This is a genomic window from Pseudomonas sp. LW8 (genome assembly GCF_041956865.1).
Taxonomy (GTDB): Bacteria; Pseudomonadota; Gammaproteobacteria; order Pseudomonadales; family Pseudomonadaceae; genus Aquipseudomonas; species Aquipseudomonas siliginis.
In genome coordinates this window covers 3,462,933-3,481,014 of record NZ_CP168138.1, presented here as the reverse complement: position 1 = coordinate 3,481,014, position 18,082 = coordinate 3,462,933, and the positions used below count along the sequence as shown (strand labels likewise).

Genomic DNA, 18,082 nt, shown 5'->3' with positions numbered 1-18,082 from the left:
CATCGTAGCGTATGCGCCCACAACAATAAGGGAATGACGAGGGTTCAAGTGGGAGCTTTTCGACTGCTGTTGGCGGTGTTGGTCGCTGTATCTCATATGGGCAAAAAGTTCGCCGGACTGAATCCTGGTGTGATCGCCGTCATCTCGTTCCTGATCATCAGTGGATTCGTCATGGCTTCGCTCATCGAGCGAAACTACCGTGAGCCGAGGAAGATCGGTCTGTTCTATATCGACAGGGCTCTGAGGTTGTATCCGCAATTTCTGGTCTACTTCGTCGCCTCGTGTCTGGTTATTCATTTTCTGTTGCCCGGTACGCCCCAAGCGGCTGAGCTGACATGGAAGACCCTGTCCACCAGTTTGCTCATGCTACCGCTTGGCTATTACATGTTCGGCGTCGGCGGGACCGAGATCCTGCCACCGGGCTGGTCGCTGGGGCTGGAAATGAGTTTCTACCTGCTGATTCCATTTCTGCTGATTTGCAAGGCGCAGGGTGTCGCCTTTGCTGTCTCGGTCGGGGTTTTTCTGCTGGCCTGCCTGGGCTTCATCAATACCGACGTCTATGGATATCGTCTGTTGCCGGGCGTGTTGTTCATCTTCCTGTGCGGCTGTTATCTATACCAACGCAATATCAGAGCAATGGTCGTTGTCACCGGCACAGCCGTTGCGGCGGGACTGCTGTTTGTAGCGATCATGGTCGGATGGATTGAGCGTCGTCCGTTCAATGCCGAAGTCACTCTGGGTATCGCCGTGGGCATTCCCTTGGTCTACCTGTTGACCAAACTGAAATTCCACCGGATGGACGAGTTCCTGGGCAATATCAGTTATGGCGTGTTTCTTAACCACTTTGTGGTGATGTATCTACTGCGGGGTTTTTGGCCCGTCGCGTATGACGCCTACGTTGTCGGAGCGGTGCTGGCGTTGTCATTTTTCTGCAGTGGCCTGACGTATTACTGCGTCGAGCGACCGGCGCTGAAGTTGCGTCACCACCTGCGCGGCAGGGCGAAGGAAAGGCCGGTTCAACCGGGGAGCGCCGAGAAAATTGTATCCCGTTTGGGTGAGCGTGAACTGGCATAACGCTCGGCTGTTTGCTTAAGTCAACCAAGGCCCTCGACGACACACGCCGCCCGGAGAATTCCATGACGTCGCGATTGCTGCTGGTTGCCGCGTTTACATCCTTTGTCATGGCCTGTGCGCAGGCCGCTGAATATAACCGGGTCAACACCAGCGCCAGCCAGATCAGTTTCACCTACAACCAGATGGGCTCGCGAATGTACGGCACCTTTGGCAAGTTCGAGGCGGCTCTGGATTTAGATACCGAAAACCTTGCCAACGCCCGCACCACCTTGCATATCGACCTGAGCAGCATTGACGCCGGCAGCGAAGACGCCAATACCGAGCTGGTGAAACCCGCCTGGTTCGATACTGAAAAATTCCCGCTCGCGGTATTCGAGTCCCGTCGTTTCACCCAGGTGGCCGAGCATCGTTACCAGGTCGCCGGTCAGCTCACGCTCAAAGGCATCACTCGCGATGTCGAGGTGCCGGTAGAGCTGAAACCGGACAACGCTATTGGCATTTTCGACGGCGAGCTGGTGCTCAACCGTGAGGAGTTCGGCCTCGGCGCAGGGGAGTGGGCTGACAGCGTGGTGTCGAGGGACATCAACATCAAATTCAGGGTGGTGGCGCCACAACAGTGACGGTTCGATAGATTCGGCGCGGTATGATGTCGCGGTTCGTCGACGGCTCTGATCATCGGCAACGTTTTTTATCGCCGGAGTTTGCCCATGCCACGCATCACCCACTACACCTCCCCATGCCCGGAAAGCGTCAACAGCCAGATCCTGCAAATGGTCGTCGATTACCTGACCGACATCAGTGCTGTCGGCCTCGGCCCGAGCAATCTGCTGTACAACGTTTATCAGTACGCGGTGGGTTATGAGGTGCATCTGTACCTCGAGGCGTTGAACGGCCAGAAGGGCACCGAGGTGGAATTGCTGGTGGCCACTGACGATGAGGATCCAGAGCAAGTCATCGGATTTCTCATCTGTCTGCCAGTGCAGGGCGATTGGGAGGCGTGCAGCGTCGCGTACATGGCGGTGCGTGAAGGTCATCGGCGCCAAGGTGTGGCGCGGGCGATGCTCGCGGACATGGTCGGGCGCTATCCGCATGCGGAACTGGCCTGCAGCATTGGCAAGGTGCCGTATTTCGAGGCGCTGGGTTTCGAAGTGATCGGCCAGCGCGAAACGCAGGTGCTGATGAGCACGCGGCATTACCGCAGCAACGGCCTGCGCGGGTTCATCGACACCACGCCGATCTATCGCTCGCTGGAAGTGCAGCAGATTCATACTTACTTGCTGCAGAAAAACGGCAAGCGCGCGATGCTCGATGCGGAAAAACAACGCGACCGCCATCTGGACCAGACCAGCCGCCACGTAGAAGAATTTGTCCGTCAGCGCCTGACTCTGCACTGACCCGGCCAGTAAAAAGCCCTTGCTGCGCATTGCGCAACGAGGGCTTTTTTGTGCCTGCAATTTCAACCGATCTTGACGTTCATGGTGATGCGCGCGGTGAAGACTTTTTTGCCCTCGGCATCGTGAATGTCGACGTTGACCACCTTGTCGCCATCGCTTTGCCAATCCACACCTTCGGCGCTGGCCACGGCGGTGACGTCGGTTTTCGCCTTGGCCAGGTATTCCACGGTCATGCCCTTTGGAATCCAGCGCGCGCCGGACGGGATCGAGACGTCGGTCATCATTCCGCCGGCCAGTTCCGCCGCGTTGCACAGGGCGATCGCATGCACCGTGCCAAGGTGATTGGTAATTTCCTTGCGAAACGGCACTTGTACGGTGGCGGCGTTCGGGCGCAATTCGCTGATCAGCGGATTGATGGTGCTGAAGTACGGGGCGAACTGACAGGCCATTTTGCTGAATGCATCCGCGCCGACGCTGTTGAACATGCTGAGAGATTGACTCATGGAAGCCTCACTGGGTGGTTTGCAGAATTATGTTCCGTTACAGAATAATGTTCTGTAACGGAACGGTATTCTGTTCGCGGCAAATCTGTCAACCTAGGCGCGATTTGTTCACGGGCACTTGATGCCTTTTTCAATCTCCGTTTTTGGACCCGAGCAGCATGGACACCGCCGATCTACTGGAACGCAGCTACCCCGGCCGCCGCGCCGAACTCAAACGCGATATCTTTCGCAAGGCCCTGAGCCTGTTCAATGAACAGGGGATCGAAGCCACCACCATCGAAATGATCCGTGCCGAGTGCGACACCAGCGTTGGCGCGATCTACCACCATTTCGGCAACAAGGAAGGGCTGGTCGCGGCGCTGTTTTTCACCGCGCTGGAGGATCAGGCGCGTCTGCGTGATGCGTATCTGGACGCGGCCATTACCACGGAGGAAGGAGTGCAGGCGCTGGTCTTCAGCTATGTCGACTGGGTCGAGCAGCAGCCGCAGTGGGCGCGTTTTCAGTACCACGCACGATTCGCAGTGACCAAAGGCCCGTTCAAGGAAGAGCTGGCCGAGCGCAACAAGACGCGCAACCTGCGCTTGGGCCAGTGGTTGGCCGAATCGGGTCGCGCCGCTGAGCTTAAGGATTTGCCTGCGGAGTTGCTGCCATCGCTGATCATCGGCCAGGCGGACAGTTACTGCCGGGCCTGGCTGGCAGGGCGAGTTAAGGGCAGTCCGATGGCTTATCGCGAAGTGCTTGCGCAGGCGGCATGGCGGTCGATTCGCGCCGAAGGTCTCGCCGAGAACTGAAATACGCAGACAAAAAAAGAGCCTCCAAGCTCTTTGATGGGGAGGAAGTAGAGCCCGTGAGGCTCAAGAGGCGTGTGAAGCAGAACTTGGGCTTGATTGGGAGTCAGTACACCCACGCCTACGCAGCGCCGGATCAATCCAGGCACCGCGTAGCTTCATCCTGGGAGCGTGCAATGGACGACTCAAGTACCGCCAGTCGTCCTTGCACAATGCCGGTTCATGCCGGGCGCGACCCCGGCCAACCGGATTTTTTCAGCGCTGCCAGAAGCGTCTGCGCATCCAGGCCCGGCACCGAATGGCCGTTGCCCTCGCTGCTGTCGCTGGCGAGCAGGGCATTGATGATCGCTTCTTCAACGGCTTCGGTCGCGGCCAGAAACAGCTCGCTGATGTGGTCGTTGTTGACCATGCGCAAACCGTCACAGGTGGCTGCGCGTTTAGCCTCATAAGCGGCGGGCGGGACGTGATCATTGCCGGTGGCGAAGGCAATGAAGATGTCGCCGCTGTGGTCTTCGTTACCGCCGCCGGTACGCGCCAGGCCCAGGCTGGCACGCTGTGCCAGGCGCGTGCATTGATGGGGCAGCAGCGGCGCATCAGTCGCCAGGCAGACGACGATCGAGCCCATGCCCGGGTGCGGCAGCGCTGCCCGCAGGAACGGTGAATTCTTCAGTTCCATATAGCGTCCGACCGGGTAGCCATCGACGCGTAGTTCACTGCGAATGCCGTGGTTGGCCTGCACGATCGCGCCAACGGTCCAGCCACCCTGGGCAGCACTCAAACGGCGCGATGCGGTGCCGATACCGCCCTTGAATTCATGGCAGATCATGCCGCTGCCACCACCCACCGCACCTTCGACTACCGGCCCATCCACGGCGCCGTTCAGTGCCTCGGCGACATGCTCGGGCTTGACGTGAAAGCCGTTGATGTCATTGAGCAGTCCATCGAAGGTTTCCAGCACCACCGGCATATTCCAGTAAAGCCGCCCATCATCCGGCTGTTGCTCACGGTCCAGCACAATCAGCGCATCCCGCACCACACCCAGGCTGTGGGTGTTGGTAAAGGCAATCGGACTGGTCAGCAGACCGGCCTCGCGAATCCATTCCAGGCCGGTCGCATCACCGTTGCCATTGAGTACATGCACGCCGGCAAAGCACGGTTGCTGGCAGGTCGAGCCGGGGCGCGGCTCGATCAGCGTGACGCCGGTGCAGATGTCACGGCCGCTGCTGCTGCGACCACGTACATTGCTGTGACCGACGCGCACCCCCGGCACATCGGTAATGGCGTTGAGCGGGCCGGGTTGCATCTGGCCAATCAGGATATCGAGATCACGGGCACGCGGATTCATAAGGTTCAGTCTCTTCATTGAAAAGGTCGGGCGGCTTACCGCTCGGATGAGGCAGGCAGATTTCTTGCGCGGGTTACTGGCCGTTCTTGACCTTGCTCCACACCCGTGTACGCACGCGTTCGGCGGCTTTGGGCAAGGGTTCGAGGGTGTAGAGGGTGGCCATGGCGGCGGGGGACGGGTAGACCGCCGGGTTGTCGCGAGTTGCTGCTGCCACCAGCTTTGTCGCGGCCCGATTGCCATTCGGGTACGACAAGTGATCACTGACCGGCGCGATCACCTCCGGTCGCAGCAGGTAATCGATAAACGCCAGGCCCTGGGCGCGATTGGGCGCGTCCTTGAGCAGTACCAGAGTGTCGAACCACACCGGCGCGCCTTCCTTTGGCAGGCTGTAGGCGATCTTTACGCCGTTATTGGCCTGCTCGGCGTTGGTCTTGGCTTCGAGCATCGCCCCGGACCAGCCAACCGCCACGCAGATATTGCCGTTGGACAGATCGCTGATGAACTTCGAAGAGTTGAAGTAGGCGATGTGCGGGCGCAGCCTGAGCAGCAGTGCTTCGGCTTTTTTGTAGTCCTCGGGATCGGTGCTATTGGGCGGCAAACCCAGGTAATGCAGGGCGACCGGCAGCATCTCCGACGGCGAATCGAGCATCGCCACGCCGCACTCGCTCAGTTTGGCAAGATTGGCTTCGTCGAACAGCAACTCCCAGGAATCCACCGGCGCTTTGTCACCCAACGCGGCGCGGACTTTTTCGACGTTGTAGCCGATGCCGTTGGTACCCCACAGGTAAGGCACGGCGTACTGATTGCCCGGATCGTTGACCGCGAGTTTCTTCAACAGCTCTGGGTCGAGGTTTTGCCAGCCTGGCAGTTGATCGCGAGGCAATGGAGCGAGGGCTCCGGCCTTGATCAGGGTCGGCAGGCTGAAGTTGCTCGCCACGACAACGTCGTAGCCGCTGCGGCTGGTCATCAGTTTGCCTTCGAGCACTTCGGCGCTGTCGAAGGTGTCGTACACCGGCCGGATGCCGCTGTCGCGCTGGAAATCGTGCAGCGTGTTCGGCCCGATGTAGTCGTACCAGTTGTAGACATGCACGCTCGGTATGTCTGCCGCCATGGCGACCGAGGAGAGACAAAAACAGGCCAGCAGGCCCGGGTTGATAGATCCACGGTGACGACGCATGATGCGGCACTCCTGGCCTGTCGCAGGCCGGTGATGAACTGGAGTGGTCAGGCTAACGGGCCGGTCACACCAGCCCCATTCCCATCATGGGTTACTCGAAAGGGGTAGTGCGTGGACGCGTTGTTGCAGGAATTGCCGGTGCATCAGAGTCTGGCGCGGGTATTTTCCCACCTCGGGCAGGACGGTTTCTGGCGCGCGCTGGTCGACACCCTGCGCCTGCTGGTGCCGCTGGACAATGCCCTCGTCGCCCTGATGCAGCCCGGCCAGCCGCCGCGTTTGCTGATCGACTTCGACAGCAAGGGGGGCGTGGACGACCAGCAGGAGCTGGCCGGTTATACCGCCGGCATGTACCTGCTCGATCCGTTCTATCAAGCCGCTGTCAGCGGGATCAGCGACGGCCTGCACAGCCTGGCCTCTGTTGCGCCGGATCAGTTTCTGCACAGCGAGTATTACCAGAGCTATTTTCGTGCCGTGGTGGGCGAGGATGAATTGCAGTTTCTGATCAACGTCGAAGGCGCGGTACTCGGCTTGTCCCTGGGCCGCTCGACCGCGTTTGGCATGGCCGAGCAGGGCCGACTGTTGTGCATTCGTGATTGGGTATTGGCGGCGATGCATCGCCACATGCAGTTGCTGCCGCCGCAAGGGCCGGTGGCTGACGCGGTGGTAGGTGATCTGGCGACGCTGCTGGACCGTTTCGATGCCCGGCTGACCGCGCGCGAGATCGACACGGCGCGTCTGATCCTGCAGGGCTTTTCCAGCAAGGCGATGGCCCAGCAGATGGGGATTTCGCCGGAGACCGTGAAAGTGCATCGACGCAATCTCTATCACAAGCTCAACGTCACCGGGCATGGTGAGTTGTTTGCACTGGTGCTGCGGCCGACGGCTTTTTGATCAACGCAGAACTTGTGTGGGAGCGAGCCTGCTCGCGAAAGCGGTGTATCAGTCAACAAAATTGTTATCTGACACTGCGCTTTCGCGAGCAGGCTCGCTCCCACAGGTGAACTTACGCTGTGTTAGTGGCTGCGCTGGAAGACCAGGGCTTTCAGGCCGCTCTCTGGATCGATATCGGGAAACTCCGGCGGATTGTCCAGCCGATGATCGAAGCGCAGGCTTGGCGCTTCCTGGGTCACGCCATCAATGAGAAAGTCGGAACCGAACGACGGGTCGTTCATGCACGCCAGCACTGTGCCTTGCGCAGTCAACAGTTCCGGCAAGCGGCGCAATACGCGTTGATAGTCCTTGGTCAGCAAAAAGCTGCCTTTCTGAAACGACGGCGGGTCGATGATCACCAGATCGTACGGGCCGCTGTTGATCACTTTGCCCCAGGATTTGAACAGGTCGTGGCCGAGAAAGCTGACCTTGCTCAGGTCGTGGCCGTTCAGGCGGTGATTGTCACGCCCTCGGCTCAGGGCCGCACGGGACATGTCGAGATTCACCACATGGCTGGCGCCACCCTCGATTGCCGCTACGGAAAAGCCGCAGGTGTAGGCGAACAGGTTCAACACCCGCTTGCCCGCTGCCTGTTCGCGCACCCAGTTGCGGCCGTAACGCATGTCGAGAAACAGTCCGGTGTTCTGCTTGCGTCCCAGGTCGACGCGGTACTGCAAGCCGCCCTCGACGATGGTCATTTCTTCGATTTCCTCACCGATCAGCCATTCGGCCGTGCTCTGCGGCAGGTGACGGTGCTGGATCAGCAGGGTATGTGCACCGGACTGCTGCCATTGAGGCGAGGCGGCGAGTTGCAGCAGCGAATCCCGCAGATCCTGCAGTTGCTCAGGCGCCGGTTCTTTGAACAGCGACACCAGCACCACGCCCTGCAACCAGTCCACGGTCAGTTGCTCCAGCCCCGGCCAGCAGCGTCCGCGCCCGTGAAACAAACGGCGGGTTTCGCTGGGCGCCGTTGCCAGTGCGGGCAGCAAATGAGCGTGGAGGGTAGCGAGGGCTTCAGGGTTCATGGATCAGGATCGGCCAGGCAAAGGGCCGGCATTTTAACCACAAATGAGGGGATTCGATGGGCGCCGCGCTTCGAAAAACAACACCTTGGCGAAATCCTCTGTATCAAAAATGAATTTCTACAGGGCGCGCTGCTCATACCAGATAAGCAGCGGATTCAAAACCGCTTATCAAAAATGTAATTCGGGGGAGTGCTGTTCATGTGCCCTACACCTACGTCGAGCGCGCACCTTCCTGGCGGGTTGATTCTGGTTGTCGAGGACGATCCGTTGATTCTGGAGTTTCTTTGCGAAATTCTTCAGGAGGAAGGGTTCAAGGTCGAACCGCAAACCAGCGCCGACGCCGCCTCACTGTATCTGGAAGAACACGCGGCGAACGTCGCGCTATTGCTGACCGACATCACCATGCCCGGCACGCTTAACGGCGCCGACCTGGCGAATCTGGTCGGCGATCGCTGGCCGGAAAAACCGGTGATGGTCATGTCCGGCTATGAAACGCCGGAGACCTCCGGGGTCAAGCATTCGGTGGCGTTCATCAAGAAGCCGTGGGCGATCGGTCAATTGCTCGACTGTGTGGAAAGTGCGTTCAAATCCAAGGCCCCGCAGTTGCACTGACAAGTGCTACATTGCCGGGCCAGGCTGCCCGGCCAACTGTCAGAGGATTTGTTCTTTTGTCTGCACAAGCATCGGTTTTTGATCGCGTATTCGGCGCGTTCCTGTTCGACATGGACGGCACCGTCCTCAATTCCATCGCCGCCGCCGAGCGCATCTGGTCAGCGTGGGCGGTGCGCCATGGTGTTGATGTCGAGACGTTTTTGCCGACCATCCATGGCGCACGGGCGATCGACACCATCACCCGGCTGAATCTGCCGGGGCTGGATGCTGAGGAACAAGCGGCGTTCATCACCGCAGCGGAAATCAATGACGTTGAAGGCATTGTCGAGATTCCTGCGGCGGCGGCATTTCTCAATGCTCTGCCGAAAGATCGCTGGGCAATGGTGACGTCTGCGCCTCGCGATCTGGCGTTGCGGCGGATGGCGGCGGCGGGTATCCCCGAGCCGGCGGTGATGATCACGGCTGAAGATGTAAAGGCTGGCAAGCCTGATCCTGCGGGTTATCTGCTGGCGGCGAAAAAGCTCGGTGTCGAGCCAGCGGATTGCCTCATTTTTGAAGACGCCACGGTTGGTATTCAGGCTGCGGAAGCGGCGGGCGCCGCGTTGATGATCATCACCACCACGCACCAGCATCCGATCGAAACGGCGCATGCGACGTTGGCCAGTTACGATGCGATCAGCGTCAGCGTCGGCGCCGATGGTCTGCTTCGTCTGACGGAAATCTGATCTGTTCCGAAATGCCCCTCACCCTAGCCCTCTCCCGAAAGGAGAGGGGACTGACCGGGGGATATTCAGGTAATACGCCGACTTGAAAAGTCTTCTCTGAATCCATAATCGCTATGGTCTTTCAGGTCGACGTCAAATTCAGCACAACTCGATCGGTTCCCTCTCCCCCGGGAGAGGGCTAGGGTGAGGGGCTACGGTCTGCCAGACACAGGGGATCGTCGATCAAACAACATCCCCGTCACCGGTCGGCAGCTCAACCATGCCGGCAATATCGCAACTACGCTGATCCATGCTTCTGAAATCGTCGCTAAAGTCGAGCGCGGTGGAACTCCTTGCTAATGAGGTAAACGCATGAAGATCGATCTGAGTGGAAAACTGGCCATCGTCAGCGGCAGTACCGGCGGCATCGGTCTGGGCATCAGCCAGTCGCTGGCCGAAGCCGGGGCGACGGTGGTGGTGATCGGTCGTGACACGGCCAAGGTCGAGCAGGCGCTGGCGAGCATACGCCAAGCCGTGCCCAGCGCGCAGTTGCGCGGGCTGACCGCTGATCTGGGCACGGCCGAGGGTGCGGAAAAGCTGTTCGCCGCCGAACCGCGCGCGGACATTCTGGTGAACAACCTCGGCATCTTCAACGACGTCGATTTCTTCGAGACTCCCGACAGTGAGTGGACGCGCTTCTACGAGGTCAACGTGATTTCCGGCGTGCGCCTGGCGCGGCATTATGTGCCGGCGATGGTTGAGCAGGGCTGGGGCAGGGTGATCTTCCTGTCATCGGAATCCGGGGTGGCGACGCCGGCGGACATGCTCAATTACGGCGTGACCAAAAGCGCCAACCTGGCGGTGTCCCACGGCCTGGCCAAACGTCTGGCTGGTACCGGTGTTACGGTCAATGCGATCCTGCCGGGGCCGACCTTCACCGACGGTCTGCAGGACATGCTCAGAGACGCGGCCGCCGAGTCCGGGCGGGAGCTGCGCGACGAAGCCGACGCCTTTGTGCGCAAGGCCCGTCCGACCTCGATCATCCAGCGCGTGGCGGATGTTTCGGAAGTGGCGCATCTGGTCACGTACATTGCTTCACCACTGTCCTCGGCCACCACGGGCGCAGCCTTGCGCGTTGATGGCGGCGTGGTCGACAGCCTGACTATCTGAATTTTCCAAAAGAGAGGTTTTATGCCAACTGCATCCGCAACCATCGACATCCCGGCCTCGGCCGATCAGGTCTGGCAATTGATCGGCGGCTTCAACACGCTGCCGGACTGGCTGCCGTTGATCACCAACAGTGAACTGAGCGAAGGCGGGCGAGTGCGCACCCTGCACACCGCTGACGGCGGCGTAGTGGTCGAACGTCTGCAGACCTTCGATAACGCCGCAAAAACCTATAGCTATTCGATTGAACAGGCACCGTTTCCGGCCAGCGATTACCTGGCGACGATCAAGGTTGAAGCCCAGGGGCAGGGCTCGCGTGTGACGTGGTCGGGGCGATTTAATGCGGTCGGCGTGAGCGATGAAGAAGTGGTGGCGCTGTTCAACGGCATCTACCAGGGCGGGCTCGAAGCCTTGCGGGCCAATTACCCAACCTGAGACGCAGATCGTTCCCACGCTCTGCGTGGGAATGCAGCCCGGGACGCTCTGCGTCCCATTTCGAAAGCCGGAACGCGGAGCGTCCCTTGAGGCATTCCCACGCGGAGCGTGGGAACGATCGGCGCGAGACGTCAGGCCTGACTGATCAAACTCTGCCGACAATCCAGCACCAGTTTCGCCCCGCCCAGATCGCTGCTGCCGACTTCAAGACTGAAGCCGTGCAGGCTGACTATTGCCGCAACGATCGACAACCCCAGACCAAAACCACTCTGCGGCTGGCCACCCTCGGTGCGGTAAAACCGCTGGAACACCGCCTCACGTTCCGCCTCGGGAATCCCCGGCCCTGAATCGTGCACCTCGATCCGCGTCTGCCCACCGGCATTGACCCCACGCAACATCACCGTGCCGCCGGGCGGGGTGAATTTGATCGAGTTGCTCAGCAGGTTCGCCAACGCTTCGAACAGCAACGCGCGGTCGCCATTGAGCGGCGGCAGCGTCTCCGGCATGTTCAACTGAAAGCGCAGATCGCCTTCCTCGGCCAGCGGCAGATAGAACTCGTGCAACTCCTCCAGCAAACGCACCGGATCAAGTTCGACGAAACCTGAACGACGCTGGCGATCTTCCAGTTCGGAAATCCGCAGCAAACCGCGAAAGCGCGCCATCAGCGTATCCGCTTCAGCCAGTACCAAGTCCAGTTGCGCCGCTTCTTGCGAACCTTCACCCGCCTGTTGCTGCATGCGATACAACTGCGCGCGCAAACGGGTCAGCGGCGTGCGCAAGTCGTGGGCGATGTTGTCGCAGACGCCCTTGACCTCGTTCATCAAGCGCTCGATGCGCTCGAGCATGGCGTTGACGATGGCGGCGAGCATGTCCAGTTCATCGCGGCGATTGGACAGCGGCAAGCGGTGCGTCAGGTCGCCGGCAACGATGGCCTGCGCGCTATTCTGGATCGCGCGGATGCGCTGCAACGGTCGACGCCGCAGCAGATGCCAACCGGCGACCCCGGGAATAATCGTCAGCGACACCCCCCAGAACAGCGCGTGCAAAATGATCCGCGTCACCGCGAACAGCGAGCCATTGTCACGTAGCAGCACCAGCCAGCGCCCGTCACGGGTTTGCGTGGCTACGGCATCGCAGCTGTCGCTCGGCAGGGTCGGGTCATCGGAATCGGCGCACTCGGCGAGCATATGGATCTTGCCATCCAGCGGCAGTCCTTCGGGAATTTGCTGGAGTGCGCCGCCCAGGTAAACACCGTCAGCGCTGAACAGACCATAGGCGTCGATACCGCGAATATCGAAGGTCATGCTGGCCGCGAGCGCGTCTTCGAGTTGCTCGCCGCGAAAATGCGAGAACAGGTGCTGGCGTTGCATCAACGAATGTTTGGCCAGTTTGTCGAGGTAGCCGGACACCTCGTAATACATGACCCCCATGAGGATCGCGCTCCACGCCACGAACAGCGAGCTGTACAGCGCCAGCAAGCGGCTGCTGGAGGAGCGCCAGCCGTCAGACGGGTTCGGCAATGACATAGCCCGAGCCCCGTACCGTGCGGATCAGCGGAACGTTGCCGGCTGCGTCGATCTTCTTGCGTAGCCGGCCGATATGCACGTCGATGAGGTTGGTGCCCGGGTCGAAGTGATAACCCCAGACCTCTTCGAAAATCATCATCCGCGAGAGAATCTGGCCGCTGTTGCGCATCAGAAACTCCAGCAGTTTGTATTCGGTCGGCAGCAGCGTCAGCACCTGGCCGGCGCGGCGGGCTTCATGGCTGATCAGGTCGAGTTCGAGGTCGGCGACGTTCAATGTCGTGGCCTGGGTGGCGACGCTGTTCTGTCGGCGCAGCAACACTTCGACCCGCGCGGCCATTTCATCGGTGGCGAACGGTTTGGTCAGGTAGTCATCGCCACCGGCGCGCAAACCGCGCACGCGCTCATCGACATCGGAGAGGGCGCTGATCATCAGAATCGGCGTCGCCACGCCCATGGTGCGCAGGGTGGTGACGATGGCCAGACCATCCAGCTCGGGCAGCATGCGGTCGAGGGTGATCAGGTCGTAGTTGCCGCTCACGGCGCGGTCGAGGCCTTCGCGGCCATTGTCGACCCAGTCGACATCCAGCCCGTGGCTGCTCAGTTCGGCAACGATTTCCCGCGCGGTCACGGCGTCGTCTTCGATGGTCAAGATACGAGTCATAGGCAGGCCTGCTGATCGGTTCAAACGGAATGGCAGCATTTTGCCAAGAATTTGCCGTGGCGCTTTAAATTAACTTTCATCTTCGTCGCCTGGTGAATCAGAACTGATCGGATTTGCCACGCTTTGGTTAATGCAGAAAACCCGCAATCGGATGCGCTTTATTGCAAGTTGCACGGTCCGAGGAAGTTCAAGTTTTGTAACTCATTGAAAGAAAAGAAGTTATTAAAAGTGTGCGACTGGCACGGTCACTGCAATTCCTCACACGACGACTTGTAACACCATTTTTCATGCCTGGAGCACTACAACAATGAATAGATCCCCTGATGGCTATTATCCTGCCTTGGAAGAGTCGAGCAGCGTGTCAGGCGTGTCCTGGGGCGCGATCTTCGCCGGTGCTGCGGCTGCCGCCGCGCTGTCGATGATTCTGGTGCTGCTCGGGTTTGGCCTGGGCTTTTCGGCTGTATCACCGTGGGCCGGAGAAGGCGTCAGCGCCAAGGGCCTGGGCATTTCAACGATCGTCTGGCTGGCGGTGACGCAGATCATCGCTTCCGGCATGGGCGGCTACATTGCCGGCCGTCTGCGCGTTAAGTGGGCCAACATGCACGGTGACGAAGTCTACTTCCGCGACACCGCACATGGTTTCCTCGCCTGGTGCGTCGCTACTTTGGTGACCGCTGTGCTGGTGGTCGGTTCGGTCAGCAGCGTCGTAAGTGGCGGTGTGCAGGCGGGTGCCAACGTAGTCGGCGGTGCTGCCGGTGCGATGAGCCAGGCCGCCGGCTCTGCCGCAGCCAATACTAACAGCGATCAGTACGGCTACTTCGTCGACAGCCTGTTCCGCGATGATCGTCCTGCTGCCGTCAGCGATGACGCTGCACGCGGCACTGTGACCCGCATCTTCACGCAAAGCCTGGCCAACGGTCAGCTCAGCGCCGAAGACCGTACCTACCTCGCACAACTGGTATCGCAACGTACCAATCTGAGCCAGGCCGATGCTGAACGTCGTGTCGACGAAATCTACGCCAACACCCAGAAAGCCATCGCTGACGCCAAACTGAAAGCTCAGCAAGCGGCCGATACCGCCGCCAAAGTCGCGGCCTACACCTCGCTGTGGATGTTCGTCGCGCTGCTGGCCGGTGCGTTCTTCGCCAGCCTGGCAGCCACCTTCGGCGGTCGTCGTCGCGATGCAGTCGAGTACGTTGAAGTCGACACCTACACCACTACCACTCCGGTCCGTTAAAAAGGAGAGTCACCATGCGCTCATTACTGCTGTTTTTCCTCGGCGTACCGATCCCGATCATCATCCTGATCGCCCTGTTCGTACACTGATCCCTCTGAGGCAGGATGCCTCTGCCGCTTTCATCTTCGGGTGAAAGCGGCTTTTTGCATTCTGCGGGGCCAGTTCGTCTTCTCCAACTAACCGTTTCCATCCCGCCATCTTCACTGGCCTGGATCAATATTTCCCCTGGCGATATCGCCTACCGTAAATGATCCAGGCCTTTGCTGAGGTATGAGCTACAGTGCTTGTCGCGCACCTTGTTGCGCTGACGAAGTATCCGCGTCGACGTTGAAAACACAGCAATAAAAAAGCGTCGACGAGGCGTAGTGCAGCAAGGAGCTGTCACAACCTCAACTGAATCTTCACGGACGAATACCGTAATGAACTGCCTAGAAAGAACCTTCGATATCCAGCCCTTGGTGCAGGCGGACATGACCGTGCACATCAATGGCCAAGCGGTCAGCGCCGCCATCGGCGAAACCGTTCTCAGCGTCATCCAGTCCCTCGGCGTGCGCCAGATCGCACGCAACGATCACGATCAGATCAGCGGCGCCTATTGCGGCATGGGCGTATGCCAGTGCTGTCTGGTGAAAATCAACGGTCGGCACAAGCGCCGCGCCTGCCAGACCGTGGTGCGCGACGGCATGCTGATTGAAACCCAAGTCAACCGCGTCGTCGGGCAGGAGGTTGTATGAGCCTGCAACCGTTGATTGTCGGCGGCGGGCCGGCGGGAATGGCGGCGGCCATCGAACTGGCGCGCCACGGCGTGCGCTGCACCTTGCTCGAAGAGGCTTCGCGCCTCGGCGGCGTGGTCTATCGCGGGCCGCTGCGTGATGGTGTGCAACTGGATTATCTCGGCCCGCGTTATTCCGAAGCACTGGACAAACTGCACGGCGAATTTCAGCAGCAATCGGGGCTGATTGACGTGCGCCTCAACCATCGCGTGGTCGGCGCCGAAGGCACCCGCGCAGTGGTGGTGCTCGACGGTGATGAGCAACTGCACGAGATCGCTTATCCGCAACTGCTGTTAGCCGCTGGATGTCACGAACGCAGTGTGCCGTTCCCCGGCTGGACGTTGTCGGGAGTGATTCTGCTCGGTGGTCTTCAATTGCAGATCAAGAGTGGTGTGGTCAAGCCGCGGGGGCCGGTGATCATCGCCGGCACCGGGCCGTTGCTGCCGCTGGTTGCGACCCAGTTGCATGCCTCCGGCGTGCGTGTCGCTGGCGTCTACGAGGCGTGTGCGTTCGGCAAGATCGCCCGCGAGAGTCTGGCGCTGCTGAACAAACCGCAGCTGTTCCTCGACGGCTTGAGCATGCTCGCTTACCTCAAGCTGCACGGCATCCCCATGAACTATGGCTGGGGCGTGGTTGAAGCCCATGGCGACGGCGAGCTGAAAAGCGTCAGCGTCGCGCCGTATTCGTCGACGTGGGAGGCGGATCTGTCGCGGGTCGAGCGTTTCGAAGTGCAGACGCTGGCGGTGGGTTACGGTTTTATTCCGCGCACGCAATTGAGCCAGCAGATGGGCCTTGATCACGGCTTCAGCGCCGATGGCTACCTGCGTGCCAATGCCAATGTCTGGCAGCAAAGCAGCGTGGCGCATGTGCATCTGGCCGGCGACATGGGCGGGATCCGCGGCGGCGAAGCGGCGATGCTCGCCGGCAAGATCGCCGCCACTTCGATCCTGCTGCAACGCGGTGTGCTCGACACCGAGCTGGCCCGGGTGCGCCGCGATCGTTACGCGAGCAAGCTCAGAGCCATCGTGCGCTTTCGTGCGGCGGTGGATCGCTACACCGAGCGCGGTGTCGGGCAGATTGCTTTGCCTGCGGCCGACACAGTGATCTGCCGCTGCGAACATGCGACCCGCGCCGACATCGATCTGGCGCTGGAGCAGGGTGTGCAAGACATCGCCAGTCTGAAAATGCGCACCCGCGTGAGCATGGGCGATTGCCAGGGGCGGATGTGCGTCGGCTATTGCAGCGATCGCCTGCGCCAGGCCACCGGACGTCAGGATGTCGGTTGGTTGCGCCCGCGCTTCCCGATTGATCCGGTGCCGTTTTCCGCGTTCCAGTCCCTCGGCAAGGAGGGCGCTTGCCATGAGTAAGTTCTACGACGTGGTCATTGCCGGTGGCGGAGTGATCGGCGCCTCCTGCGCCTACCAATTGTCCAAGCGCAAAAATCTGAAAGTTGCGCTGATCGACGCCAAGCGCCCCGGCAACGCGACCCGCGCTTCGGCTGGCGGTTTGTGGGCGATCGGCGAGTCGGTCGGCCTCGGCTGCGGGGTGATTTTCTTTCGCATGATGTCGGCCAACCGCAAGCGCGAAACCCAGGGCGCAGCGGTGGCGGTCGACGCCAGTACGCCGCATATCTTGCCGGCGTCGTTTTTCGATTTTGCCTTGCAGTCCAACGCGCTCTATCCGGCGTTGCACCGCGAGTTGAAAGACAATCACGGCATGGATTGCAAGTTCGAGAAGACCGGGCTGAAATTCGTGATCTATGACGATGAAGACCGGCTCTACGCCGAGCACATCGTCGGCTGCATTCCGCATCTGGCTGATCAAGTGCGCTGGCTCGATCAGGCGGCGTTGCGCGCGGCGGAGCCGAGCGTCAGCCATGAGGCGCGCGGGGCGCTGGAGTTTCTCTGCGACCATCAGGTCAGCCCGTTCCGCCTCGCTGATGCCTATATGGAAGGCGCGCGGCAGAACGGCGTCGATATCTTCGTCAACACCAACGTCACCGGCGTGCTGCATCACGGCACTCGCGTGACCGGCGTGCAGACGGCGGAGGCGGGGGTGTTCCACTGCAAGACGCTGATCAACGCCGCCGGTGCCTGGGCGGCGGATCTGAGTGAGTGGGCCACGGGGATTCGCATTCCGGTGAAACCGGTGAAAGGACAGATTCTGCTGACCGAACGCATGCCGAAAATCCTCAACGGCTGCCTGACCACCAGCGATTGCTACGTGGCGCAAAAGGACAACGGCGAAATCCTTATCGGCAGCACCACCGAAGACAAAGGCTTCGACGTCACCACCACCTACCCGGAAATCGCCGGGCTGGTGCAGGGCGCGGTGCGCTGTCTGCCGGAGCTGGCGGACGTCAACCTCAAGCGCACCTGGGCGGGATTGCGCCCGGGCTCGCCGGATGAGTTGCCGATCCTCGGCCCGATGCGTGGGGTCGAGGGTTATCTGAATGCTTGCGGGCACTTCCGCACCGGCATTCTGACCTCGGCGATTACCGGTGTGCTGCTGGATAAACTGGTGAATGACGAGCCCTTGCCGCTGGATATCACGCCGTTTCTGGCGGATCGGTTTGCGGTGGCAGCCGTCGAGCCAGCACCCGCGCTGGAACTGGTCTGACCCAATCCCCTGTGGGAGCGAGCCTGCTCGCGAATGCAATCTGTCAGTGAAGTATTGGGTGACTGATTCGACGCTTTCGCGAGCAGGCTCGCTCCCACAGTTGGTTCTGGGC

General features: G+C 60.4%; 19 protein-coding genes. 13 read left to right on the top strand and 6 right to left on the bottom strand.

Annotated features, from left to right (window positions below):
- The first annotated feature begins 48 nt into the window (after window positions 1-48).
- The 3 genes from AB9L16_RS15760 to AB9L16_RS15750 all read left to right on the top strand — a co-directional run bounded on the left by AB9L16_RS15760 (window position 49) and on the right by AB9L16_RS15750 (window position 2,468).
- A complete protein-coding gene (locus AB9L16_RS15760) occupies window positions 49-1,074 on the top strand; it encodes an acyltransferase family protein (RefSeq protein ID WP_375122366.1) in 1,026 nt (341 codons plus the stop codon).
- A gap of 62 nt (window positions 1,075-1,136) precedes the next feature.
- On the top strand, window positions 1,137-1,694 hold the full coding sequence (locus AB9L16_RS15755) for a YceI family protein (protein WP_236168589.1): 558 nt from the start codon (window positions 1,137-1,139) through the stop codon (window positions 1,692-1,694).
- Window positions 1,695-1,781: 87 nt separating this feature from the next.
- The gene (locus AB9L16_RS15750) at window positions 1,782-2,468 is read left to right on the top strand and encodes a GNAT family N-acetyltransferase (protein WP_110600861.1); all 687 of its coding nucleotides are present in this window, start codon (window positions 1,782-1,784) and stop codon (window positions 2,466-2,468) included.
- 62 nt (window positions 2,469-2,530) lie between these two features.
- On the opposite strand, the gene AB9L16_RS15745 is transcribed toward AB9L16_RS15750, so the two are convergent.
- A complete protein-coding gene (locus AB9L16_RS15745; RefSeq protein ID WP_252878494.1) occupies window positions 2,531-2,971 on the bottom strand; it encodes a hotdog fold domain-containing protein in 441 nt (146 codons plus the stop codon).
- A 158-nt stretch (window positions 2,972-3,129) separates the two neighbouring features.
- On the opposite strand from AB9L16_RS15745, the gene AB9L16_RS15740 reads away from it, so the two are divergent.
- Complete coding sequence (locus AB9L16_RS15740) at window positions 3,130-3,762, top strand: TetR/AcrR family transcriptional regulator (protein ID WP_095182036.1); 633 nt, start codon at window positions 3,130-3,132, stop codon at window positions 3,760-3,762.
- A 217-nt stretch (window positions 3,763-3,979) separates the two neighbouring features.
- On the opposite strand, the gene AB9L16_RS15735 is transcribed toward AB9L16_RS15740, so the two are convergent.
- Entirely contained in the window at window positions 3,980-5,104 is a 1,125-nt protein-coding gene (locus AB9L16_RS15735) for a P1 family peptidase (RefSeq protein WP_375122365.1), read from the bottom strand.
- A 73-nt stretch (window positions 5,105-5,177) separates the two neighbouring features.
- Complete coding sequence (locus tag AB9L16_RS15730; RefSeq protein ID WP_315436158.1) at window positions 5,178-6,281, bottom strand: polyamine ABC transporter substrate-binding protein; 1,104 nt, start codon at window positions 6,279-6,281, stop codon at window positions 5,178-5,180.
- Window positions 6,282-6,392: 111 nt separating this feature from the next.
- On the opposite strand from AB9L16_RS15730, the gene AB9L16_RS15725 reads away from it, so the two are divergent.
- Window positions 6,393-7,172: a helix-turn-helix transcriptional regulator gene (locus AB9L16_RS15725; protein WP_056788979.1), complete on the top strand. Its 780-nt coding sequence runs from the start codon at window positions 6,393-6,395 to the stop codon at window positions 7,170-7,172.
- 122 nt (window positions 7,173-7,294) lie between these two features.
- On the opposite strand, the gene AB9L16_RS15720 is transcribed toward AB9L16_RS15725, so the two are convergent.
- The gene (locus tag AB9L16_RS15720) at window positions 7,295-8,236 is read right to left on the bottom strand and encodes a class I SAM-dependent methyltransferase (RefSeq protein WP_375122364.1); all 942 of its coding nucleotides are present in this window, start codon (window positions 8,234-8,236) and stop codon (window positions 7,295-7,297) included.
- Between the two features lie 198 nt (window positions 8,237-8,434).
- On the opposite strand from AB9L16_RS15720, the gene AB9L16_RS15715 reads away from it, so the two are divergent.
- From AB9L16_RS15715 to AB9L16_RS15700, 4 genes are all read left to right on the top strand, one after another.
- Window positions 8,435-8,848, top strand: a complete 414-nt coding sequence (locus tag AB9L16_RS15715) for a response regulator (RefSeq protein ID WP_056788985.1) — start codon at window positions 8,435-8,437, stop codon at window positions 8,846-8,848.
- Window positions 8,849-8,904: 56 nt separating this feature from the next.
- Window positions 8,905-9,573: an HAD-IA family hydrolase gene (locus AB9L16_RS15710; protein ID WP_375122363.1), complete on the top strand. Its 669-nt coding sequence runs from the start codon at window positions 8,905-8,907 to the stop codon at window positions 9,571-9,573.
- A gap of 351 nt (window positions 9,574-9,924) precedes the next feature.
- Window positions 9,925-10,722 (top strand): SDR family NAD(P)-dependent oxidoreductase, encoded by a 798-nt coding sequence (locus AB9L16_RS15705; RefSeq protein ID WP_095182032.1) that lies wholly within the window; start codon window positions 9,925-9,927, stop codon window positions 10,720-10,722.
- A 21-nt stretch (window positions 10,723-10,743) separates the two neighbouring features.
- Complete coding sequence (locus tag AB9L16_RS15700) at window positions 10,744-11,154, top strand: SRPBCC family protein (RefSeq protein ID WP_375122362.1); 411 nt, start codon at window positions 10,744-10,746, stop codon at window positions 11,152-11,154.
- Window positions 11,155-11,285: 131 nt separating this feature from the next.
- Here AB9L16_RS15700 and AB9L16_RS15695 read toward each other — a convergent pair whose 3' ends face one another.
- Both AB9L16_RS15695 and AB9L16_RS15690 read right to left on the bottom strand, forming a co-directional pair.
- Complete coding sequence (locus AB9L16_RS15695) at window positions 11,286-12,680, bottom strand: HAMP domain-containing sensor histidine kinase (protein WP_041477024.1); 1,395 nt, start codon at window positions 12,678-12,680, stop codon at window positions 11,286-11,288.
- Entirely contained in the window at window positions 12,658-13,341 is a 684-nt protein-coding gene (locus AB9L16_RS15690; RefSeq protein ID WP_016775228.1) for a response regulator transcription factor, read from the bottom strand. The genes AB9L16_RS15695 and AB9L16_RS15690 overlap by 23 nt, the downstream gene beginning before the upstream one ends.
- A gap of 307 nt (window positions 13,342-13,648) precedes the next feature.
- On the opposite strand from AB9L16_RS15690, the gene AB9L16_RS15685 reads away from it, so the two are divergent.
- From AB9L16_RS15685 to hcnC, 4 genes are all read left to right on the top strand, one after another.
- On the top strand, window positions 13,649-14,578 hold the full coding sequence (locus AB9L16_RS15685; RefSeq protein WP_375122361.1) for a hypothetical protein: 930 nt from the start codon (window positions 13,649-13,651) through the stop codon (window positions 14,576-14,578).
- A gap of 419 nt (window positions 14,579-14,997) precedes the next feature.
- The gene (locus AB9L16_RS15680; protein WP_056789002.1) at window positions 14,998-15,312 is read left to right on the top strand and encodes a (2Fe-2S)-binding protein; all 315 of its coding nucleotides are present in this window, start codon (window positions 14,998-15,000) and stop codon (window positions 15,310-15,312) included.
- Window positions 15,309-16,718, top strand: coding sequence for a cyanide-forming glycine dehydrogenase subunit HcnB (hcnB, locus tag AB9L16_RS15675; RefSeq protein WP_375122360.1), 1,410 nt, complete (start codon window positions 15,309-15,311; stop codon window positions 16,716-16,718). Before AB9L16_RS15680 ends, hcnB begins: the two co-directional genes overlap by 4 nt.
- A complete protein-coding gene (gene hcnC, locus AB9L16_RS15670; RefSeq protein WP_056789007.1) occupies window positions 16,711-17,970 on the top strand; it encodes a cyanide-forming glycine dehydrogenase subunit HcnC in 1,260 nt (419 codons plus the stop codon). The genes hcnB and hcnC overlap by 8 nt, the downstream gene beginning before the upstream one ends.
- Window positions 17,971-18,082: the final 112 nt, after the last annotated feature.